Source organism: Nguyenibacter sp. L1 (assembly GCF_035199985.1).
Classification (GTDB): Bacteria; Pseudomonadota; Alphaproteobacteria; order Acetobacterales; family Acetobacteraceae; genus Gluconacetobacter; species Gluconacetobacter vanlangensis.
Genome location: NZ_CP127015.1, coordinates 2,244,025 through 2,265,992, shown reverse-complemented (window position 1 = coordinate 2,265,992; position 21,968 = coordinate 2,244,025). Strand labels below are relative to the sequence as shown.

At 64.8% G+C, this 21,968-nt stretch carries 20 protein-coding genes, 1 tRNA gene and 1 pseudogene; 6 read left to right on the top strand and 16 right to left on the bottom strand.

The genetic code is table 11. The features are described 5' to 3' along the window. The first annotated feature begins 31 nt into the window (after positions 1-31). Positions 32-937 (top strand): L,D-transpeptidase, encoded by a 906-nt coding sequence (locus tag QN315_RS10185; protein ID WP_323989161.1) that lies wholly within the window; start codon positions 32-34, stop codon positions 935-937. 91 nt (positions 938-1,028) lie between these two features. After that, positions 1,029-1,550 carry a hypothetical protein gene (locus tag QN315_RS10180; RefSeq protein ID WP_323989159.1) on the top strand — a complete coding sequence of 174 codons (522 nt, stop codon included), beginning with the start codon at positions 1,029-1,031 and terminating at the stop codon, positions 1,548-1,550. 23 nt (positions 1,551-1,573) lie between these two features. Here the strand turns inward: QN315_RS10180 and QN315_RS10175 are convergent, their stop codons facing one another. Continuing rightward, positions 1,574-2,086, bottom strand: a complete 513-nt coding sequence (locus QN315_RS10175) for a peroxiredoxin (RefSeq protein WP_323993376.1) — start codon at positions 2,084-2,086, stop codon at positions 1,574-1,576. 166 nt (positions 2,087-2,252) lie between these two features. Beyond that, positions 2,253-3,617, bottom strand: a complete 1,365-nt coding sequence (locus QN315_RS10170; RefSeq protein WP_323989157.1) for a lytic transglycosylase domain-containing protein — start codon at positions 3,615-3,617, stop codon at positions 2,253-2,255. 412 nt (positions 3,618-4,029) lie between these two features. On the opposite strand from QN315_RS10170, the gene QN315_RS10165 reads away from it, so the two are divergent. Both QN315_RS10165 and QN315_RS10160 read left to right on the top strand, forming a co-directional pair. Further along, on the top strand, positions 4,030-4,863 hold the full coding sequence (locus tag QN315_RS10165; RefSeq protein ID WP_323989156.1) for an ABC transporter permease: 834 nt from the start codon (positions 4,030-4,032) through the stop codon (positions 4,861-4,863). A gap of 4 nt (positions 4,864-4,867) precedes the next feature. Next, complete coding sequence (locus QN315_RS10160; protein ID WP_323989155.1) at positions 4,868-5,671, top strand: ABC transporter ATP-binding protein; 804 nt, start codon at positions 4,868-4,870, stop codon at positions 5,669-5,671. 57 nt (positions 5,672-5,728) lie between these two features. Here QN315_RS10160 and QN315_RS10155 read toward each other — a convergent pair whose 3' ends face one another. The 7 genes from QN315_RS10155 to QN315_RS10125 form a co-directional block, all read right to left on the bottom strand. After that, the gene (locus QN315_RS10155; RefSeq protein ID WP_323989154.1) at positions 5,729-7,936 is read right to left on the bottom strand and encodes an amylo-alpha-1,6-glucosidase; all 2,208 of its coding nucleotides are present in this window, start codon (positions 7,934-7,936) and stop codon (positions 5,729-5,731) included. Positions 7,937-8,010: 74 nt separating this feature from the next. Further along, the gene (locus QN315_RS10150; protein WP_323993373.1) at positions 8,011-9,117 is read right to left on the bottom strand and encodes a CorA family divalent cation transporter; all 1,107 of its coding nucleotides are present in this window, start codon (positions 9,115-9,117) and stop codon (positions 8,011-8,013) included. 146 nt (positions 9,118-9,263) lie between these two features. Beyond that, complete coding sequence (locus QN315_RS10145) at positions 9,264-9,812, bottom strand: nucleoside deaminase (protein ID WP_323989153.1); 549 nt, start codon at positions 9,810-9,812, stop codon at positions 9,264-9,266. A 101-nt stretch (positions 9,813-9,913) separates the two neighbouring features. Then, positions 9,914-10,324, bottom strand: coding sequence for a DUF3597 domain-containing protein (locus QN315_RS10140; RefSeq protein ID WP_323989151.1), 411 nt, complete (start codon positions 10,322-10,324; stop codon positions 9,914-9,916). A gap of 64 nt (positions 10,325-10,388) precedes the next feature. After that, positions 10,389-11,684 (bottom strand): adenosylhomocysteinase, encoded by a 1,296-nt coding sequence (ahcY, locus tag QN315_RS10135; protein ID WP_176641034.1) that lies wholly within the window; start codon positions 11,682-11,684, stop codon positions 10,389-10,391. 78 nt (positions 11,685-11,762) lie between these two features. After that, a complete protein-coding gene (locus tag QN315_RS10130; RefSeq protein WP_323989149.1) occupies positions 11,763-12,863 on the bottom strand; it encodes a dipeptidase in 1,101 nt (366 codons plus the stop codon). A 236-nt stretch (positions 12,864-13,099) separates the two neighbouring features. Next, positions 13,100-13,543: an Hsp20/alpha crystallin family protein gene (locus tag QN315_RS10125; RefSeq protein WP_246285353.1), complete on the bottom strand. Its 444-nt coding sequence runs from the start codon at positions 13,541-13,543 to the stop codon at positions 13,100-13,102. A gap of 1,903 nt (positions 13,544-15,446) precedes the next feature. Here QN315_RS10125 and QN315_RS10120 point away from each other — a divergent pair. Continuing rightward, positions 15,447-15,809 (top strand): annotated as a pseudogene (locus QN315_RS10120) (transposase); the annotation flags it as partial. 827 nt (positions 15,810-16,636) lie between these two features. Here the strand turns inward: QN315_RS10120 and QN315_RS10115 are convergent. From QN315_RS10115 to QN315_RS10095, 5 genes are read right to left on the bottom strand one after another with little or no spacing between them, the layout of a single operon-like run. Continuing rightward, positions 16,637-17,509, bottom strand: a complete 873-nt coding sequence (locus QN315_RS10115) for a DMT family transporter (protein WP_323989147.1) — start codon at positions 17,507-17,509, stop codon at positions 16,637-16,639. Beyond that, positions 17,510-18,439, bottom strand: a complete 930-nt coding sequence (locus QN315_RS10110; RefSeq protein ID WP_323989145.1) for a DUF6024 family protein — start codon at positions 18,437-18,439, stop codon at positions 17,510-17,512. Position 18,440: 1 nt separating this feature from the next. Next, the gene (locus tag QN315_RS10105) at positions 18,441-18,857 is read right to left on the bottom strand and encodes an NUDIX domain-containing protein (RefSeq protein WP_323989144.1); all 417 of its coding nucleotides are present in this window, start codon (positions 18,855-18,857) and stop codon (positions 18,441-18,443) included. Next, complete coding sequence (locus QN315_RS10100) at positions 18,854-19,618, bottom strand: hypothetical protein (protein ID WP_323989143.1); 765 nt, start codon at positions 19,616-19,618, stop codon at positions 18,854-18,856. Before QN315_RS10100 ends, QN315_RS10105 begins: the two co-directional genes overlap by 4 nt. Positions 19,619-19,632: 14 nt before the next feature. After that, on the bottom strand, positions 19,633-20,250 hold the full coding sequence (locus QN315_RS10095; RefSeq protein ID WP_323989142.1) for a TIGR00730 family Rossman fold protein: 618 nt from the start codon (positions 20,248-20,250) through the stop codon (positions 19,633-19,635). Positions 20,251-20,364: 114 nt separating this feature from the next. On the opposite strand from QN315_RS10095, the gene QN315_RS10090 reads away from it, so the two are divergent. Next, positions 20,365-21,243: a LysR substrate-binding domain-containing protein gene (locus tag QN315_RS10090; RefSeq protein ID WP_323989141.1), complete on the top strand. Its 879-nt coding sequence runs from the start codon at positions 20,365-20,367 to the stop codon at positions 21,241-21,243. 272 nt (positions 21,244-21,515) lie between these two features. On the opposite strand, the gene QN315_RS10085 is transcribed toward QN315_RS10090, so the two are convergent. Next, positions 21,516-21,686, bottom strand: coding sequence for a hypothetical protein (locus QN315_RS10085; RefSeq protein ID WP_323989140.1), 171 nt, complete (start codon positions 21,684-21,686; stop codon positions 21,516-21,518). A gap of 173 nt (positions 21,687-21,859) precedes the next feature. After that, positions 21,860-21,935 (bottom strand) — tRNA-Phe (locus QN315_RS10080). Positions 21,936-21,968 lie beyond the last annotated feature (33 nt).

Genomic DNA, 21,968 nt, shown 5'->3' with positions numbered 1-21,968 from the left:
GGTGCGGGGGATGGGAAAGCGGGGGATCGCGATGCGGGCAGTCGGTACGCTGGCGCTTCCCGGGGCCTGGATCGTGGCGGCGGGCGTTCTGGCCGTTTCCGCTCCCGCCCGGGCCGCCGCTCCGCAATCCGCGCCGGTCTCCCCGGCCGCGATCGCGACTCCGGCCGAGGACACCCCGCCCGTCGACATCCCTGCCTTGCCGGCCCTGGATGACGACGCAGCGCGGGCCGAGGCGGCGCGGCTGGCCGGGCTGATGCGCCGGCTCGTGCCGCATTTCCAGCCCGTCCCACCGGTCCGCGCCATGGATTGGATCCGCCTGGCGCGCGCCCAGGTCCGTGATGCCCATCTGCCGATCGACCGCGCGCAGTTGCTGATGGTCGTCGATCGCAATCCCCGGGTGCAGCGCGTCTGCTTCATGCTGGCGCTGCCCGATGGCGCGCCGTGGCAGGTGCTCGGGACCGCCCGCGTCTCGACCGGCCAGACGGGGCGCAAATATTATTACATCACCCCGACCGGCGCGTTCATCAACTCGGCCGACCGGCTGGGGTATCGCGCGCAGGGCACCCGGAACGAGCACGGCATTCGCGGCATCGGCGCCAAGGGCATGCGGGTCTGGGACATGGGGTGGCAATGGGCGGAAAAGGGCTGGCTGCCCAGCCGCGAGAAGGGGCAGATCCGGCTGGAGATCCACGCCACCGATCCCGATTTCCTGGAAACGCGGCTGGGCCACCCGGCGTCCGAAGGCTGCGTGCGCATTCCGGCGGCGCTGAATGTCTTCATGGACCGGTACGGGCTGATCGACGCGCTGTACGAACAGGCCGCAAGCTATGACGGTCGATTCCGCGCCCTGCTGCCCCATGATCGCACCCCCACGCCGATCGCGGGCGACTGCCTGATCGTGGTGGATTCCGCCGACCCGCCGCCCGCCACCAATTGAAGGGGCCGCGGGGCAGAGCCCCGACAAAAAGACCGCGGGCCGGCCGGATCTTCCGCTTTCCACGGCCGGACGGTTCGCTCATGATAATGTGATGCGAAAGACCGGATTGCGCCTCGCCCTGATCCTGCCCGCCCTGGTGGCGGCATCGCCGGGGCGCGCGGCGCCCCAGCTCGCCCCCGACACTCCCACGCCGGCACGCGTCGCCGCCGCCATCGCCGCCGACGGGCCCCAGCGCGCCCTGGGCCGGCTGGCGGATTCCGACCAGTTCGATACGGTAACGGACGGAATCGCCGCGGCCGATCCGGCCTGGCTGGCCCTGGTGCCCGGCATGGCGCCGGGCCTGGATTCCGACAGCGGACCGGCGGTGGCCGGCGCGCTGGCCCTGGCCCTGCCGCAGAACGCGCGGCTGGTCCTGCAGGTGCTGGATGCGCGCTATGCCGCGCTGGACCCGCGCCATGTCTGCGCCCGCCCCTTCATGCGTGACGCGGTGCCGGACGTCGCGGGCTATGTCCGCCGCACCCGCGCGGCGCTGCGCCGGATGCGGGACCGGTCGCTGCGTGCGGTGCGCGACCAGTGCCTGGCGGCGCTGGGCCCCGCGAAAGGGGCGCCATAGGGCCCGGGGGGCCCGGGTCCGCTCTATCTGGCGGCTTTCCAGGCGTGCAGCGCCGCCAGCGTGCCGCTGATATGCCCGGCGGGCGCCATGGCGCTGTAGGCGAACAGGACGTGTCCGTCCGGCGCGATCACGTACGAGGTCCGGCTGGCATAATGGACCAGCGGCATCCTGGAATCATAGGACGTGGCGATCTTGCCGTCCGGATCGGCCGCCACGGGGAAGCGGCTGCGGCATTCGCTGACCGAAAACCGGTCCAGCGTCTCGATCTTGTCCATCGACACGCCGATGACCGTGGCGCCCAGCGCCTTGAACTGGTCCATCGCGTCGGCGAAATCATGCGCCTCGATGGTGCAGCCGCGGGTGAAGGCGGCGGGATAGAAATACAGCACCACCGGCCCGCGATGCAGCGCATCGGCCAGGCTGAAGCGGAATTCCTTGCCGCCCAGGCTGGCCGGCGCGTCGAACAGCGGCGCCGCGCTGCCCAGCTTCAGCGCCGCCCGCGCCGGCGAGAGCGAAATGACACCCACGAACGCCATGGCCAGCGCGCCCGGCAGCGCTACCCCCAGCCGAGCATACCGCGCCGGCGCGCGGCGGGTCTCGTCACGCCACGGGCCCGTCGGCCGTTTTGCGATCCGTTTCAAGAAGGCGGCACGGGGCATGATGGACCCTTCCGGTCACGAGACAGGGCGATCGAAAGCGCGATCAGGACTTCGAATCGGGCGAGATGACAACACAATTATCGGCGCCGGTCGACAGGCGCCGGCAGGCCGCGATCGCCGCGTCATGCGACAGGCCCGTCAGGCGCGCGCGATAGAGCTGCCCATGGGCCACGTGCACGCTGGCGACCTGCGGCCGCGCGCCGCCCAGCACGGAAGCGCCCAGCACCGATGCGGCGCGGCTGCGGGCATGCCCCGCGGCCTGCGAGGCCATGGAAGGCGTGCCGAACGCCCCGACCTGGATCGCCCAGTCATGCGCCGCCGGTACCATGCTGCCGCGGCGCAGCAGCGGCGCGGGCTCGGCCATGGCCGGGTTCACCAGGTGAAAGCCCTGCATCGCCGCGGCGGACGGGCGCGGCGCCACGGGCGGCGGGGGCGCCGCCGCGGCGATCTGGACCGGGGCGGAGACCGGCGCGGCGGCAGGCGCGTCCTCGTTCCCGTTCCGGACGCGGCCGGCCCAGGCGGCGCGGACCGCGTCGGCCGGCGTGCCGCCGCCGGCGGGGGCCACGCTCTTCCACGCCGTATAGGACGGGGCGGCCATGCGGTCGGGCTCGGCCGGGGCCTCGGCCACCTGCACCGGCTGGCCCTCATTGCCGTCCTCGCGTTCGTTGCGCCGGGCCCAGGCCATGCGCACGGACCGGGTCTGGTCGCTGGTCTGCGCGCTGGCATAGACATGGCCGCGCGCGATATCGTGCGCCTCGACCATCAGGTCGGCCTGCGAGCGGACATTGGGCGTGATGCCGGCGATCTGCGGGCCGATCGCCGCCACATAGTTGCGGGTTTCGCGCGGCAGGCCGCGATTGCGGGTCAGGAAATCGTCCAGCCGTCCCGGCCCGGTATTGTACGCGGCCAGAAAGCCGGGCGAGCCGTAGATGTCGTACATCTGGCGGATATAGGCGGTACCGGCCAGGATATTGTCATGCGGATTGTACGGGTCGTCGCCCAGCCCGTATTCCGCCTTCATCTCGTCATAGGTCGGCGGCATCAACTGCATCAGCCCCATGGCCCCCGGGGCCGAGGTCACGAACTGGCCGTTGCGGAACAATTGTCCGCCGGATTCGCGCTGCATCACCGCGCGGATCCAGGTATCGGGCACGTCGAAGCGCCTGGACGCTTCCGTGATGTAGGGGCCCCACGGATCGTCGGCCGGACCCGGCGGCGCGTAATAGGATTTCGCATGGGCGCGATAATCGGCCGCTTCCTGCGTCACCGGGATCTGCGGCCCCGCGCCGGGGGCGGTGGCGCACGCGGCCAGCAGCCCCATCAGCCCGACCGCCCCCGCCGCGCGCGCGCCGCGCTCGGCCTGCTTGCGCCGGGACGGGTGGGGGGCGGTATGCGGCGATCGGGTCATCAGGGGCTCATCCGGAACAGGCATGGCGGAACGCAGGCAGGGGGTCGGCAGGCACCGGCCATGACGGAGGCGAAGGTTCGGAGCGCAGATGTAAGGCAGGGATTTGGGACCAATTTATGGCCGGATCCGGGACGCGGGGCCCAGGAACGACCCGAGACGGCATTCGGCATCGGATTTCTGCCCCGGTACGGCCTGGTCAGGCGCGGAAGTTCAGGCTGATGAAAAAGAACGTCGTCTAAGGCTTTACAGAAATACGATGTTTTGCGCAACAATGTCACGCCTCCGGACGGGGTGTTTTTCGCCGTGCGCCGGGGACGTCCGCATCCCGCGGCGGACCGGCCGCTGTCCGGTTGCGGCGGGCGGGGCAATCGGCTAACGCCACGGCATGAGTGCGATGCCAGATATTCCGGACATGTCGGAATGCGCGGACCCCGTCCTGGGGCCGCCCAGGCCGGTCAGGCGTCTCGTTTCGGCCCTGCGCGACATCGCCGGCGGCCTGGCGATGTGGCGGCTGGCCGTCTCGCTGGGCTGGCTGGATATCAGGCTGCGCTATCGCGGCTCGGCCCTGGGGCCGTTCTGGCTGACCCTGTCCACCGCGATCATGATCGGCGCGATGGGCCTGATCTACGGCCGGCTGTTTCATATGGACCTGGCCCGCTACCTGCCGTACCTGGCCCTGTCGATGACCTTGTGGCAGGTCGGGATCGGCACGATCCTGACCGAGGCCTGCACCTGCTTCATCGATGCCGAGCGGATGATCCGGGCGGTGCGCCTGCCCTATTTCCTGCAGCCGATGCGCGTGATGGTGCGCAACGCGGTGGTATTCGGCCACAATATCGTGGTGCCGCTGGGGGTGTTCGTGATCTTCGGCGTCTGGCACGGCGCGACCATGCTGCTGGCGCTGCCGGGCATCGCGCTGTGGCTGGTCAACGGGCTGGCGGCGGGGCTGCTGCTGGGCTGTTTCTGCGCGCGTTTCCGCGACGTGCCGCCCATCGTGACCAGCGGGCTGCAGCTCGCCTTCTACGTCACGCCGGTCATGTGGTCGGCGTCGCAATTGCGCGGCCATGGCTGGTGGCTGCCGCTGAACCCGTTCTATCCGCTGCTGGAGGTCGTGCGCGGTCCCCTGCTGGGCCAGGTGCCGGCCGCCCCGATCTGGGCCGAGGCCGTGTCCTGCAGCGTGCTGCTGTGGCTGGGCGGGCTGTTCGTGTTCTCGCGCAGCCGCACGCAACTGGCCTTCTGGGTCTAGGGCGATGACCGGCACGATCGTCCCCGCCATCCGGGCGGAAAACCTGTCTTTGTCCTTTCCGGTCTTCCACGGCGGCGCGCGCTCGCTCAAGAAGACCCTCTTCGCCGGGGCGAAGCGGCCGCTGGCGGCGCTGCGCGGCTCCGGCGTGCCGACCGGCGGGGTGATCGCGGCGGACGGCACGGCGCGGATCATGGTCCATGCGCTGCAGGACGTCAGCTTCTCGGTCCGCGCGGGCGAGCGGCTGGGCCTGGTCGGCCATAACGGGGCCGGCAAGTCCACCCTGCTGCGCGCCCTGGCCGGGATCTACGAGCCCGCGGGCGGCTGGGTCGCGGTCAGCGGCTCGGTCAGCGCGCTGCTGGACCCGTCGGCGGGCATGAATCCCGAACTGACGGGGCGCGAGAACATCGCCCTGCGCGGGCGGCAGATGGGCCTGGACGGCGCCGCCCTGCGCCGGCTGGAAGAGGATGTCGAAACCTTCGCCGAGCTGGGCCCCTTCATGGACCTGCCGGTGCGGCTCTGCTCGACGGGCATGGGCGTGCGGCTCAGCTTTGGGCTGGCCACCGCCATCGCGCCGCAGATCCTGCTGATGGACGAATGGTTCCTGGCCGGCGACGCCCTGTTCCGCGAAAAAGCGCGGGCGCGCATGACCGGGGTGATCCAGGGCGCGGACATCCTGGTGGTGACGTCCCACGCCCTGTCGACCATGCGCGAATGGTGCACGCGCGTGCTGTGGATGGAACATGGCCGCGTGCGCATGGACGGCCCGGCCGAACTGGTGCTGGACGCCTACGCGGCCGGGCGCGACTGACGGCCCCATCGGGCGGGCGCCGGCCCGATCCTTTCGGCCGGCCCGGCGCCCGCCCGGTCAGCTTGCGATCTGCACGCGGATCGACTCCGTGCGCTCGACCACGTTGATCGCGACTTCCTCGCCCGCCCGCACCAGGCGGACCGTGACCCGCTCGCCGCCGACCTCCAGGTTGTACAGCGTCATTTCCTGCAGGAACTCGGGCAGGCGCGGCCGTTCGAAATGCACCGCCACCGCCGCCGGATCGAACCCGAGCCCCAGCGTGGACTGGATCAGCGCCGGCAGGGTGGCCGCCGCCCAGGCCTGCGGCGAGCACGCGACCGGATAGCGCACGGGCCCTTCGGCCCGGTTGCGGGTAAAGCCGCAGAACAGTTCCGGCAGCCGGCGCAGGTCGGTATAGAACGCGGCGTCGAACATGCCGCGGAACAGGCGCTCGGCCTCGTTGCGATAGCCGTGGCGCGCCAGGCCCAGCCCGATCAGCGCATTGTCGTGCGGCCAGACCGACCCGTTGTGATAGGCCATCGGGTTATAGCGCGCCTCGCCCTCGGGGATGGTGCGGATGCCCCAGCCCGTGAAGGACGACCGGTGCATCAGTCCCTCGACCACGCACGGCACGCGATCCGGCGTCGCGATGTCGGTCAGCAGGATGTGCCCGGCATTGGACGACCGCACGCGGCAGGGCCGCTTCTGCCCGTCCAGCGCCAGCGCATAGGTGCCCAGCTCCTCGATCCAGAACCGGGCGTTGAAGGCCACGCGCAGGGATTCGGCATGCTGGTCCTGCCGGTCGGCATAGGCCGTCTTGCCCAGCCGGCGCCCGATGACCGCGGCGGCCCGCCGCGCGGCATAGACATAGGCCTGGACCTCGCACAGCGCGATCGGGCCCTCGGCCAGCGTGCCGTCCGCGTGGAAGACGCTGTCCCAGCTATCCTTCCAGCCCTGGTTGACCAGCCCTTCCTTGTTGCGGCGGCCATATTCCACGAACCCGTCGCCGTCGCGGTCGCCATAGCGGTCGATCCATTCGATGGCGCGCTCGATATTCGGCCAGATGGTGGTCAGCAGCGTGACGTCGCCCGTGCGTTCCAGGTACTGGCCGGCCAGCATGACGAACAGCGGCGTGGAATCGATCGACCCGTAATAATGGCGGAACGGCACCTCGCCCAGCTCGGCCATCTCGCCGTGGCGGACCTCGTGCAGGATCTTGCCCGGCTCGGCGTCGGCCACCGGGTCCTCGATATGGGCCTGGTGGCGGGCCAGGTAATTCAGCACCCCGCGCGCGATCTCGGGGTCCAGCCACAGGGTCAGCATCGCGGTGATCAGCGCATCGCGGCCGAAGGCGGTGCTGAACCACGGCACCCCGGCATAGGGGTACGGGCCCGTCTTCTTGTCGGTCAGCAGCATGTAGATGTCGCAGATGCAGCGACGGATGGCCTCGTTGAAGATCTCGTTCGAGGTAGCGATCGCCGCCGCGCGGGACGAGGACAGGCGCAGCGCGCGCCGCGCCTCGACCGCCCCGGACAGGAAGCGCCGGTTCGGCCGGGCCTCATGCTGGCCGTCGGGGTCGCATTCGACCTCGTAATGGATCAGCACCCGCTTGCCCGGCGCCAGGTCGAAGCGAAAGGCGGCATGCCGGGCATCCAGCGACGCCGGCGGCGGCCAGAAGCGCAGTTGCGTGGTGCGCCGGCGGCCATCCAGCCCGTCATAGGCCAGGCTGACCTCGCTCTCGCCGACCTGGGGCGGCAGGCGCGTGCCGCGCCGCGCGCGGGTCGAGCCGCGCGCCTCGAACAGATCGGCGAAATCGGCCGAAAAACGGATATCCAGCAGCGCGGTGCGCGGCACGACGTCGAAATTGCGGATCTCCAGACGCTCGTAGCAAACGCGGTTCCACAGAAAACGCGACCGCCGCACATGCAGCAGGTCGTGGTTCATCGCCGGGGTATCGGTCCCCTCCGGGCCTTCGATATCGGTATTGGTCAGGTCGACCGACAGCATGACGTTGTTTTCGCGCACCGTCGAGGACAGCAGGATCGGCCGCGTGCCCTGCAGGCTCAGCGACAGCCCGGACAGATAGCGCGTATCGTGGAAATACAGCCCGTCCGCGATCCCGTCGCCGAACAGGATGTCGCCCGTCTGGTCGAAGACGCCGAACATGTCTCCCTGCTTGAGCGTATGCAGCCGCCGTTCGGACAGCAGCGACTTTGCCGCGACCGGGAACGCGTCCGGGGTCGCCGGCTCGTGGGGGGACGGGTGGGTGTCGGTCTGAACGTCCATGACGGTGATGATCCCTTCGCGGTTCCCGGCATCGCCGGACGGATCCGAACAGATATTTTCAGAGCAGATTTGGATCAGAGCAGTTTGGCGAATTTGAGGAGCAGCCACGTAATGCCCATGAACAGCGCGCACACGAAGCCGGCCTCGACCGTGCCGAACGCGCCCGAGGCCAGGAACATCCCGCCGGTATTCATGCCGAAGAACCCGGTGACGAACGTCGCCGGCAGCATCAGCGTGGTCACGATCGACACGGTATAGAGGCGCCGGTTGGTCTCCTCGGCCTGGCCCGACGCCAGCTCATCCTGCAGCGCGCGGGCGCGGTCCTGCAGCGCCATCAGGTCGTCCAGCGCCGCATGGATCTGGCGCTGCGAGCGGTCGCGGATATCGTCCTCGGCCCATTCAGGCAACTCCAGGTCCTCGCTGTGGAAGATACGGTCGACCGGCGTCGTGACCCGGCGCAGTTCGGTCGACCGGCGCCGCACCTTGCCGATCAGGCCGCTGATGCGGCCGAAATCGGTATGCTGGTCGAGTGTGAGCAGAAGATCCTCGGCCCGGTCAAGCTGGTCGTCCAGCATGGCCAGCGTGCGCCGCACGCTGTCGGCGAATTCCAGCAGCGTGAAATCGACGACTTCGGCCGGGGTGCGCGGCGTGTCGTCATGCTGCAGCCAGCGATAGGCCGCGCCCAGCGCCGGCACCGGATGGCGCCGCGTCGTGACCAGCAGCCCGGGCAGGGCGGCGAAACGCCAGGCCGAGACGTTGGTGTCGTCGTCGCTCATGCTCTCGTCGAAGCCGGGCAGCGCGCCATAGACCGCGTCGCCGTCGGCTTCCAGCCGCACGCCGCGCTCGGTGCCGGCCAGGGTCGCGCGCGCTTCCTCGGGCAGGCAGGCGATCGCCTCGACCCGGGCCCGGCTGGCGGTGTGCACCACGTCGTAATGCAGCCAGACCCAGCTTCCGTCCCGCTCGGCCTTCCCCCCATCCGTCTCCTTGTCCGCGTCTTTGTCCGCGCCTTTGTCCGCCCTGGCGGGATCGAACGCGGGCAGGGCGCCCAGATACTGTGCCGCCTGGCGCGAGGACAGCGGGACCGGCCGATGCCCGGGCGCGCACGCGACCGCCCAGACCAGGCCGTCGGCGGCATCGGTCAGCGACGGATCTGCAAGCGGGCGTTCGGTCTGGGCAATCATATCGGGCATCGGCACATCCGGGGGGCATCACGGGACCGCGCGGAACGCAACGGCACACTTGGCATGCCCGCCTGCTCGTTGCAATCCCGTGTCGCGGATGACCGCGCCAACCACGTCGCGGACGGCCGCGCCTGCGGCATTGCAGCTCAGGCCGCGCCCGTCGCCTCGCACCAGAAGCCCGCATGCGGGCGCGCGGCCTCGTCCTCCAGCATCGGGCCCAGGACGGCAACCGGGTGCTGCCCACGCGCGAACACCTCGCGGCAGGGCAGCGAGAAGGTCGGATTTTCCGGATGCGCGCCGGTCAGCGCCAGCAGCCCGTGTTCCGACAGCGCGTAGACCACGCGGCGGATATTGCCCCAATAGACGGCGCCCGCGCACATGCAGCACGGCTCGGCGCTGGTATAGAGCGTGCAATCCGCCATCGCCTCGGGCGAAAGGATCCGCGCCGCCTGGGACACGGCAAGCAGTTCGGCATGCTGCGTGGGGTCGCCGTCGGGCGGCAGCGCATTATTGATGGCGATGCTGACGACCCGCCCCTGGCCGTCGGCCACCAGGGCGGCGAACGGGTGCCGTCCCTGCGCCCGCGCATCGGCCGACAGGGCGATCGCCCGGCGCAGCAATGCCAGGTCGTGGGACGTCACCCCGTCGGACATCACCCCGTCGGACATCATCTGGGCGGGCGGGCCGTCATGCATCGTCTGCATCCTGAAACGTCGAAAAGGGGCGGAAACCGGGGGATGCGCGCAGGTCCGTCCGGCCGGGGGCGAGGCCCCGGCCGGACGGCGGCCAGCTCAGCTCAGGTCAGGTCCTGCGGAACCTTGCCGCCATTTTCGGCCAGCTTCTGCATGACCTGCCGGTGCAGCCAGATATTCATCGACGCCGTATCGTCGGTGTCGCCGGTATAATGCAGTTCCCCGGCCAGTTGCTTGCGCGCGGCCAGCGAACTGTCCAGCCCCAGCAGCTTCAGCAGGTCGACGATCGATTGCCGCCAGTTCAGCGGCTGCGGCGCCTTGGCGGCCATCTCGGTCAGGATGGCGGCGACGTCAACCGGTTGCGCGGGAGCAGGCTGCGCCGCCGCCGGCGCCGCGGGGGCGGCCTGCGCGGCGGGGGCCGCGGCGTCGGGGGCAGGCGTGGCGGGCGTGGCCGCGGGCGTCGGCGACGCCGCATGGCCGAAGATCGTCGAAAGGATCGAACCCAGGATGCTCATGGTCGGAAAACTCCGTGGGCGGAAGGCGCCCGGCATCCATGCCGGACGCCGGGCCGGGAAGGGATCAGTACCGATACAGGTCGTTCTTGAACGGCCCGTTGACCGGAACGCCGATATACTCGGCCTGTTTCTCGCTCATCCGGCTCAGCTCGGCGCCGACCTTGGCCAGATGCAGGGCGGCGACCTTCTCGTCCAGGTGCTTGGGCAGGGTATAGACCTTGCGCTCGTACGTTCCGGCCGGCGCGGTCCACAGCTCGATCTGCGCCAGGGTCTGGTTGGTGAAGGACGCCGACATCACGAAGGACGGATGGCCGGTCGCATTGCCCAGATTCACCAGCCGGCCCTCGGACAGCACGATCAGGCGCTTGCCGTCGGGGAAGACAACCTCGTCGACCTGCGGCTTGATGTTGTCCCACGGGAAGTTGCGCAGCGCGTCGATCTGGATTTCGGAATCGAAATGCCCGATATTGCAGACGATGGCGCGGTGCTTCATCGCGCGCATATGGTCGATGGTGATGATGTCGACATTGCCGGTGCAGGTGACGAAGATGTCGCCGCGCGGGGCGGCGTTTTCCATCGTCACGACCTCATAGCCCTCCATCGCCGCCTGCAGGGCGCAGATCGGATCGACCTCGGTCACCAGCACGCGGCAGCCGGCATTGCGCAGCGACGCGGCCGATCCCTTGCCCACGTCGCCATAGCCGGCGACCACGGCGATCTTGCCGGCCATCATCACGTCGGTGCCGCGGCGGATCGCGTCCACCAGGCTTTCGCGGCAGCCGTACAGATTGTCGAACTTCGACTTGGTGACGCTGTCATTGACGTTGATCGCCGGCACGGCCAGCGTGCCCTTCTTCGCCATCTCCCACAGCCGGTGCACCCCGGTCGTCGTCTCCTCGGACAGGCCGCGCACGTCCTTCAGCATCTCGGGATATTTGTCGTGCATCAGCACGGTCAGGTCGCCGCCGTCATCCAGGATCATGTTCGGCGTCCAGCCGTCCGGCCCCGTGATGGTCTGCTCGATGCACCACCAGAATTCCTCTTCGGACAGGCCCTTCCAGGCAAAGACGGGCACGCCCGTCGCGGCGATCGCGGCGGCGGCATGGTCCTGGGTCGAAAAGATGTTGCACGACGACCAGCGCACGGTGGCGCCCAGCGCGGTCAGCGTCTCGATCAGCACCGCGGTCTGGATCGTCATGTGCAGGCAGCCGGCGATGCGCGCGCCGGCCAGCGGCCTGCTGGCGCCGAATTCCTCGCGCAGCGCCATCAGGCCGGGCATCTCGCCCTCGGCGATCGCGATCTCCTTGCGGCCCCACGCGGCAAGCGCGATGTCCCGTACTTTGTAATCCGTGGCGGTCATGGTCGTCCTGTCTGCAGAAAAGGAAAAAAGGGTCGTCCGGGGGTATAGACGCTCGGGCCCGCCACGACCAGCCGGGGGTCAGGCCCCGGTTCCGGCGACGGTCCCGGGCCTATATTCGGTGCCGGCCTCATGTCCAGTTCCAGCTCCAGTTCCGGCCCCAGTTCCAATCTGGGCCACCGCCTCGGCCGCGCGCAGCACGCGCAGGAAATTGCCGCCCCAGATCGCCGCGATCTGCGCCGCGTCATAGCCGCGGCGCAGCAGCTCGGCCGTCAGGGCGGGGGACTCCGCGGCGTCGCGCCATCCCGCGATCATGCCGCCGCCGTCGAAATCCGAGGATATGCCGACATGCCGCACCCCGATGCGCCGGACGATATGGTCGATGTGATCGACGAAATCCGCGACGCCGACCGCGCGCGCCTGCCGGACCGCGCGCGGGCGCAGAAAGGCGTCGACCGCGGTGACATGCACCACCCCGTCGCAATCGCGCAGCGCGTCCAGTTGCTCGTCATCCAGGTTGCGCGGATGGTCGCACAGCGCCCGCGCGCAGGAATGGGTGGCCAGCACGGGGCTGCGCGACAGGCGCACCGCCTGCATCATGGTGCTGCGCGCGGCGTGCGACACGTCGACCATCAGGCCCAGCCGGTTCATCTCGGCGATCGCCTCGCGCCCCAGGCCCGACAGCCCGCCATGGCGGGTTTCGCCGTCGCCCAGCGCGGCCATCGGCCGGGCGGAATCCGCCAGCGCGTTGTGCCCGTTATGGGTCAGCGTCATGTAGCGCGCGCCCCGGGCGCGAAACTGCGCCAGCAGCGACAGGTCCTCGCCCATCGCATAGCCGTTCTCGACCGCCGGCACGATGGCGGTCGCCCCCGCGCGGAACGCGGCCTCGATCTCGTCCGCCAGGGGGCACAGCCGCGCCCCGGCCGCCTGGCCCGCCCGGCCGATCGCCTCCAGCATCTCCAGCGCCTGCCGGCCGATGGCGGCGTGGGACGGGGCATCTGTCGGCCCCTGCCCGACATAGGCGACCAGGCACGCCGCCGCGACTCCGCCGCGCCGCAGCTTGGGCAGATCGACATGGCGATAGGACGTATCCTGGGCAAAATCACCCCGGTCGGGCCAGGGGATGTCGATATGGGTATCGACCGTCAGGATGGAACGGTGCAGGGACTCGGGATCGGTCATTCCGCCATTCTAGATCATGCCGCCGCCAGGTCGAAGACCCCGTCACGCATCCCCTGGCATGCATCCTCTGTCACACATCCCCCTGTCGGGTCCCCTGTCGGGCATCCCCCGCCGCATATCCTCCCTCGCATATCCCCGCGTCGCGCATGGTGCGCCCCGTCCGGGGGCGCACCATGCCGGTCCCGCCCGGCGGCCGGCCGATGCAGGCGACCGATGCGGGCAATCCGCGCAGGCGATCAGTGCTGGGTTTCGGCATTGATCGGAATGCGATGGCCCTGCGGGGCCTCGGCTCCTTTCGGCAGGGTCACCGTCAGGATACCGTTCTGGAACCGGGCGGTGGCCTGGTCTTCCTTGATGCCGGACGGCAGGGCAAGCCGCCGCTCGAACCGGCCATAGCGCCGCTCGCTATAGCCGCTGGTCTTGTCGGCGGTTTCCTGGCGGCGCTCGCCGCAGATGCACAGCACGCCGTTATCGACGCTCAGCGTGACGTCTTTCTCGGTCAGGCCCGGCAGTTCGGCGGTGACGCTCAGCGCCGTGTCGGTCTCGGCCACCTCGACGCTGGGCCAGGTGCTGCCCGTCGGGCTGCGCGGATCCCATGCCTGCATGAAATCGTCGAACAGCCGGTCTATTTCGCGCTGGAGACTGACGAACGGGCCGCCCTGCCGTTCCTGCGCAGGCATCGGGACCCTGCTTTCATCCCGCCCCCAGGGCATAAGAGAACGCATAGCCATGGAACTATCCCCTTCTGCATGTCTGCATGGCCGTCCCTGAACGCCCGCGCGTCCGGGGCCGGCCGACGGGGCAGGGGGCCGCACAGGCCGCACGGGCCGCCCTGTCCGCCGAACCCCGCCCGGGATCCGGCCCCTGGAAGCTGGGATGCCCCCATCCGGAATCAAGGGCCCGGGGCCCCGGCCCCGTTCCAGCCAGGCCCCGTTCCGGCTCCCGCATCCGCATCCGGAACAAACCGCGAAACGCGTGGCCCAGCCTGCTGGCCCCGGCATCGGCGAAAACGATCCACAGACTCACCCACAAGGGTACCCCCGGATTCTGTGGATAAGCGACCCGGCCCACAAGGGCGGCGATACGCGCGCCGATGGCGGAAAACCGCCAAATTGGGGATTCCCTTCTGACGGGGCGCAGATTCCGCTTGCTTTTGGGAATGACACCGGATTCGCCACAAGGGTAAATAATTCACAGCCGCGAAAAACGGCGACGATCCGTACAACCCAACGGGCGGCCGCTACCGTCCGGAGCGTCGGATTCGACGAATTGCCCACGGAAATGGTGCCATCATCCACCGGAATGGCATCCCTTTCTCGGCATGATTGCCGCGACTGTCGATTGGGCGCCCGCAATGGCAGTTTTCGTCCACAGGGTCAACATGCCTCACCCGCGCCTTTGGTGATCGACGGCCCGGGGTTTTCCGCCCAGCCGGCGCATGGCGCATAATGTCGTCGTCAATCCGAAGGAGCGGCCGGCGGCGGTAATCTTCCCACCGCGCGCTACCGACCTCTCCATGCGCTATCGGCCTCGTGCGCGGCAACGGTCGCCGCTGCCGTGCGGGCAGCGGAAATGCGCACCCGCCAGATATTCCAGATATTAAGGCGTCCCACTCGCCAATCGCAGGCGTCCCGATCCCAAGCCGCCCATGGTGGGCCTCTTCCTCAAAGTCGAAGGGTTTCGCAAAGCGTACGCCAGCAACGGCCAATGAATTGTAATCCGTCATGTGACCGATGGCATCGGTCGTCCGCATGCTGCCGTCTTGGTGCGCTTGATCGTGCACGAAAAACGAATCATTGCAATGGGGAATAAGCAGGGCAACGTTCACTTCGCTATCGTTGCGACCAACTCCCTGGCGCCAAGGCCGGCGTCAGGGGGGGCGCACGTCCTTGGTCGGACAAAAACGAGATTAAGAATGATGGAATTCGTGTTGTTAAAGTTCGAGCGACCGTTCGCGATTTTGGGTTTGGCGTTGCTCTACTGATTTTTGGTTGCGCGATGACCAGTGCTGTCATGAATATGGGTAACGGAACATACATGATTAGCGGGCACGCGTCCGCAATACGCGGCGGTGCCATGGGGGCGACGCATGTAGCTCACGGGGATGCGAACGCCTACTATGTAAAGAAAAATCCAAAATATCACGTAATAATATCAAATTCTGAAGAATGGGATATCTACCAGAGCTCTTCTTTCGGAACATGGGCGGACGCCGTTTCTGAATATCAGTTTCTGAAAAAATAAATACTGTGTCCGAAATGATATATTACTTGATGGATCTGGGATTTGAAAGTGGAAAACGGCGATGTGAACAAATAAAAATCCCCGACTCTGGCAGCTTTTATTTCTGGTAATTTTTATTGTTATGATTGGGAAATAATTGTCAGGGGCGCTTTAGTGAGCGCGATCGCATCCTTGGTTCTCATGACCAGCATCCTGATGCCGTCAAGGTTGAGTTCGGTCTTGAAGCCGAACCGTTTATAAAAGAGACCAACTCCGGGCGGACGCCCACGAAAGGGATGCCCATCTTGAATGCCGCTGCGGCACAGTGCTGGATTGCGCGCGCTGTTAAATATACCCCATATCCCGCTACCGTTCATCGGCACGGCCCGCATGCAACTGCATATCGAGGAAATCTCGCGCTGCGTCGCCCGCGGTGCCCACGCTGTCGTGCTGCTCGATCGCGCAGGATGGCATACCACCGACAAGCTGAAGCTGCCCCGCAATATCAGCCTGATCTTCCTGCCCTCCTGCCCTCCCGCACTGAAACCGGTCGAGAATATCTGGCAGTTTCTTCGCGCCAACTGGCTGTCCAACACCGTCTTCGACGGCATCGATCACATCATCGACGCTGCCTGTTCCGCCTGGAACAATCTCGCCGCCCTCCCGGAAACCATCCGATCCATCGGGCTCAGAAAATGGGTTCACACAAGTCTGTGTCTATAACCGTTGGTATAACATCCTTTAAATTCGTTAGCCCGCAATATTCTTGCTTGCCATTAATTGGAACTACCCCTCGCATGGGCTATCTGCATCGCAGTAACCCACAACTGGAGCAGAATAATGCTTCCGGCGAACTTGATTAAATTGTGCAAGTTAGCATCCATGAATGTCTGCCCCTCCGCACTTAAACTATGATAAACTCGCCTGCCATACAAAGCTGTAACAAGCATGAAAGCATCGTAACTCCACAGAAATGATATCAATGACTGTGTGTTGGAACTAAGCTCATTCATGAAAAGACGTTTCGACATACGTCCATCGGGCGAAATAATAAAAATAAATCCGGAAAGGAAAATAATAACAAATAACGTGTAGAGTGGCCTCAAATAGAATCCCTCTGACGCGCCAATTATTTTCTCCGCTGTGCCATGGTAGAATAGGCCGCACTCATTGAGAACAGCAACCAAAGCGCCTATTGATCCACCTATCATTATCTTTATTATAGATCCGAACCAAGTTTCTATAACATACTCGGATTTGAAATCAAAACTGAGACGCATAGAGTTTCTAAACCTATTATACAGTCGAACCAAAAAGCTTTCTTTTACTTCATATACCATATCATCTCTCTCGCTCTAAAGGGCGTTATGTAATTTCGTGCGTGATTGGTTCAGTAATGCTGAATGACGCAAGTCGCAAGTTGCATACGCGCCGTGAGAGGCGGGAAAAACCATCACGCGGAAGTGAGGCCCGACAAAGTTGCATCTGCTCCATATGGGTGGACGGCCGATCCTCCGAATTGGGGCAACCAACAGGGAATCATAAATGATTCAAGATGGCCTTGGACGGGCTCCCAGGGAAAGGATGCTGTGGGCGAGCAGGGTGAGGATGACAAGAGCGCCCCCAGAAAGCGCGTATCGGGTAGGTTCTTCGCCCAGAATAGTCCAGATCCACAGCGGGCCAAGTACAGTTTCGAGTAGCAGAAATAGACCGACTTGTGGGGCTGGCAGAAACCGGGGTGCCATGGCGATCAGGCCGAGCGCAAGAGGGATGAGTATCGCACCCTCCAGCGCCATGATGACATATTGGTAGGAATCGGTGAACGTGAGCTTCGGTATGAACAGCACCAGCGTCAGGGCGGAAAGAAGGCCGCCGGTTGCCGGGGCAAGTGCGAGATTTTCACTGGAGCGGCGTGAGATGACGAATGCGGTGGCCATGCTGACTGCTGCCCCGAACGCGATGATATCGCCCGTATTAAGGGACTGTGTGAGACCTGGCCACATGACGAGAATGATCCCAGCGAAAGAGAAAATGGAAGCGATCCAGGTCCTAGCCGGCGTTGCTTCTTGTAGCAGGAGAGCCGAGCCGATGGCGGCCCACAGCGGTGCAGTTGCAACAATTACCAGCATGTTTGCGACGCTGGTGAGCAACGCGCTGGTGACGAAGCAGACTGATGCCAGGCCGTAGCAAGCGGCTACGACCAAGCCGGCCGGACCGTTCACCATTCTGAGGTCCATGTTTGCAATGCGCTTCGCCGTGCGCGAGGTGAACAAACCAGATACGAACATCAGCACGCCGCGCCAGAACGCAATCTGAAGCGGGTCTCCACCGATCATGCGCAGGAGCAGGGTGTCGAAGCTGAGCAGGAAGGCGCCGACGAAAGCAATGATGAGGCCAATCTCACGAGGCGGACGAACAACCATCTATGAACCTCCGGAAATAGGGTGTGTGAAGACGCTTCGAAGCGCGGCCAGCAGGTCGACCGTACGGTCATCGGGAATGGAGTGAAGCGCTCCTCTCTTCGCTCCCGAGATCCGGATGATGTTTTGAGCCACAAAGTGCTTGGTCGACAAATTGTGCTTTAGGCATTCGTCAACGAGCCTGCCAGGCAAGGGCCCACGCAGGCAGACGAACGGAAGGAGTTCCGCATTTGGGGTAAGAAGCGTGATCCCCATGTTGTCGAGAACCGAGCGAAAGCCCTTGTCGACATTGAAGGTCAGGGTGTTGACCAAGTTTCCATTGTGCCGCTCAATCTCATCAAGCGCCTGCCGGAGCAGAGGAAGATATGCAGTGCCCTGTTCGGCAGCGGCGGCATATGACTTGAGGCCGGGTACAATCAGGTCTGGGCGTAGCCCAAGGAGCCCCAGCCCTGGCGCAATCCCGACATGCTTGTGGAGCGGGCAGATAAAGATTTCCGCACGCGCGATATCTGCGTGGCGTCCAATTGTCCCGAACGACTGGGCGGCGTCTAGAACGATCGGCTGTTGTATGCCACTGGCGAGATCGGCGACCACTCCACTCAGTGGATCGACGTGGGTGAGGAGTCTGACGCGACGACCGGTCGCTGTTTGCGGAAGCGGCGCGAGCGCAGCATATCCCGGGTATGGGCTCGATGAGGCGTCGAGGATAATGCCGTCATGTGCGAGTCCGGCGGCAACCGTTACAAGGCCGTGTGATGTGTTCGACAGCAGGTACAGATCGTGCCGAAGCTGGAGATAACTGGACAGGAGGCTTTTCAGCTCATGACGGGCTGCGGCACATGCGCGAAAGTAATTGGCGGGGAGACCACGCCCAAGGTCTGGATGCAATGCTGCGGCGTCAACGACATGGCTTCGCTCCAGCGTCGGCTGCATGTTAGGCATCGACCAGCCCTTGGCGTACAAGTTCAGGAAGCACGCATTCTGCAAAGACGGAGCCAAGCGGCAGATGCTCGGCGCCGGTAATCCAGCGGATTTCCTCGATCTCACCGCCAGGAGCGCAATCTTGAGCAGTCTTCGTGGTCCAGACGTGGACTCGGATCGTCAGGTCTTCGAGAGCGGATGACCGTTCGAATAAACCGAACGAGGTCGCTTCGGTAATTTCGGTGCAGAGCTCTTCCGCGATCTCGCGGCGCAGGCAATCGAGCTGGGTTTCGCCTGGCTCAATTTTCCCCCCGGGAGAGATGAAGATCATCGTACCGCGCTTGCGTACTACCAAAAGCTTGCGATTCTTCAGAATAATGGCGGCACATTTCTCAATCATGTCGTGCGGAGACGTGCGAGCCGAGTTCATGCGATTGCACGTTCGCGATCTTGCACCAGCGCCGGGGGTAAGGCTTGACCCGGTTTGATACCACCTGACAGAAAGCTGATAATGTCGCGGCAGAGCGCTTCCTTTCGGGCGAGATAGGAGAGGATGATCTCGTCGGACGGCAATGAGAAGCTGTCAGCGAAGATCGAAATCCCTTCGAGCGATTTGGTTGAAATCCCGATCTGGAGCAGCCGGTATTTCACGTCATCTGCTGATTTTGCGAAGTCATAGATCGGGCTGTTGTAGGTGATTCCGTATTCGCTCATGAACCTGATGAAATACTCCTTCGCGATCATGCGTTGCTCTGGAAATTCCTTCTGGTAGAAAGCGATACCGTCATTGATGGTCGAGATGCCGTTGCGCACGCAGTAGTCGATGACATGGGCGTGGATCGCTATCTTTTCGCCCAGCAGCACGAGGTTCTTCCGGTCCCGAAGAATGTCATCCTCCAGCGTCGCGATCGCGATCGCGCGGAACGCACCTGCGGTTTCCTGAACGACATGGGTGACGACGAGATCACCGAAGCGTTGCCGCAATTCCTTGACGCGATAGGCCAGGATGCCGCGGTGAAGCGAACATCCGCTGTCGCCGCTGAAAAGATGCACCGGAATGCCTTGCAGCATAAGATGGCATGCAGCCAGCGTGCTGTCGCGTCCTCCAGTGAACATTACCAGTTGAGGAGTATGAGTTACCATAAAGTTGTCTCTTTCAAAATGCCGCGGACAAGCGGCTGTGCTGGCCATCCGGCGACATGCAGTCAGACTGAGTGGCAGAGGCGTTCGGTCACCTGCGCCTCGGACTGGAAGAAGGTGCACACCTGCTGCGCAGTGTCGAAGACGCCGATTGCATCGACTTCCTCGGCAGACACGAGGCCACGTAGGACAAGCTGTTCTCGCATCCAGCTTAGCAGGCCGACCCAGAAGTCACTGCCGACAAGCGCGATGGGGCGCGGTTTCAGCTTCTGCGTCTGGATGAGGGTGAGAATATCAAAAAGTTCGTCGAGAGTGCCCATTCCGCCCGGCATGGCAATGAAGCCATGCGAGCAACGGGCGAAGGCCAGCTTTCGTGTGAAGAAATTATCGAAGGTCAGAGACACATCCTGAAGACCGATATTGGGTGGCTCAAACGGAAGACTGATGTTGAAGCCTACCGCCGGTCCCCCGGCCTCACGGGCGCCTTCTGAGGCGGCGCGCATGATCCCTGGTCCTCCCCCGGAGATAACGGTGTAGCCGGAGGTAGCAAGTTCATAGGCGACTTGGCGTGCGAGCTGGAAAACGGGGTTGTCCGGCCGAATTCGTGCACTGCCAAATATTGTAACAGACTTGCCGAGCTGCGAGGATACTTCCTCGACCAACTCCAGTTCACGGATGATCACCGAGAGACTCATGAGGTTGAGGCTTTCTTAGGTTTCTGAGCTAGATATTAGAGCTTCGAGCTGACCGTGCCGAACTAATTCGATGCACATAAGATGTGAAGGAATTTAACAGTCATGCGGAAACTACCGGTACTTCGGACATTGAAGAGCTTTGAGGCAGTTGCCGGGTTTTCGAGTTTTACCCATGCGGCGGCGACCTTGGGCCTTACGCATGGTGCGATCAGCCATCAGATCCGGGCTTTGGAGGACTGGCTGGGGAAAGCGGTGTTTGAGCGTCATAGCGGCGGCGTTAGGCTGACGGAGGACGGGGAGCGCCTTCGTACCGTCTGCGCGCAGGCCTTTTCGCTTCTGGAGGAGGAATGTAGCAGGATCAGACGGCAACGTAAGGAGCGATCCATCACCGTTGGATCTTCGGCGACGTTTTTAGCGCAATGGATTTTGCCACGGATCGAGGCGTTCTCGGAGAAGCATCCGGATTCGGTCCTGAACTTTCAGACCTGCACTGATGTTGCGGCTCTGCGTTCGGGTCGGGTAGATGCGCTGATCGTCGGCGAACTGGTCCCTTCGCCCGACGATCTTGTCGGCATTCATCTCATGGGCGACGTGATTGGTCCGGTATGTGCTCCGGGCAAACCGAGCCTGCCGCAGAATGCCAAGGATATTCCGACTTCGATGATGCTGCATGCAGAATCTCGACTGGGCGCTTGGACAGAATGGGGAACAGCGGTGGGAATTAACGTCGGTTCGCGTGGAGGAAGAAGATTTGAGACGCTGTCGCTCGCTATTCAGGCCGCGCGAGGCGGCCTGGGCTTCGCGATCTCGCCGGAGATTCTGGTCCGGGACGATCTCGGCGCGGGACGCCTGGTCGCGCCGCTAGGATTTGTGGCTGTAGAACGTGCAACCTGGGTTTATATCGCGCAGACGCAGGCAATGGCTGGGGATGTCGCAGCTTTTTTGCAGTGGTTGCGCGAGGAAGCTGCCAATACGAAATGAAGTTGGGGTTGCGGAGCCCACAACCCGATATGCAGCGCCTCGCAAAATCACACCCTGAATGGCGGCGGTCTTGCCCTACGGACGTCCGACCGAGCGGAAGGGCAGTTTGCGCCACGCCCGACCGTTCCTGAATGGCCGCGATGAAACCTGGCGCGGTCGTCGGTATAGACGGTCTGGCGCCGCGAAATCCCCACGTGCCATTCGCTCGAACCATGTCTCTTGTCCCTTATGCACATACCCGCCATACGAATCCGGGCCAGCCAGGACCTTTTTCACGTCTCCGGCAAGGCCGGCCCTCCACCGCCGCGCGCCCCGCGACGGGTCTCCGCCAGTGCCAGCAGCTCTGCGGTATCCAGCAGCTCTGCGGTATCACGTGCCGAAACCAGCGACGCCTCGTCCACAATCCAGAGCTTGCCCAGGGGCCAGAAGATGCCGCAGAGCATACAGCTCCTTCGTGGCGCTCTGTATGGGTGAATCCCACCGGCTACCCCGATCATACCCCGCAAACACCCCGCCCCACGGCAACCAAAAGCAAACGCCCGCAGCCAGCGAACACATAAAAACAGCAGTTTTTCGGGGATTCTCAAACGCCGACAGGCAGCGGCAAACACGAAGATGGTGCCCAAGGGCGGAATCGAACCACCGACACTGCGATTTTCAGTCGCATGCTCTACCAACTGAGCTACTTGGGCACCGGGCCGTGGTCCGGCGGGGCGAAGCGACCG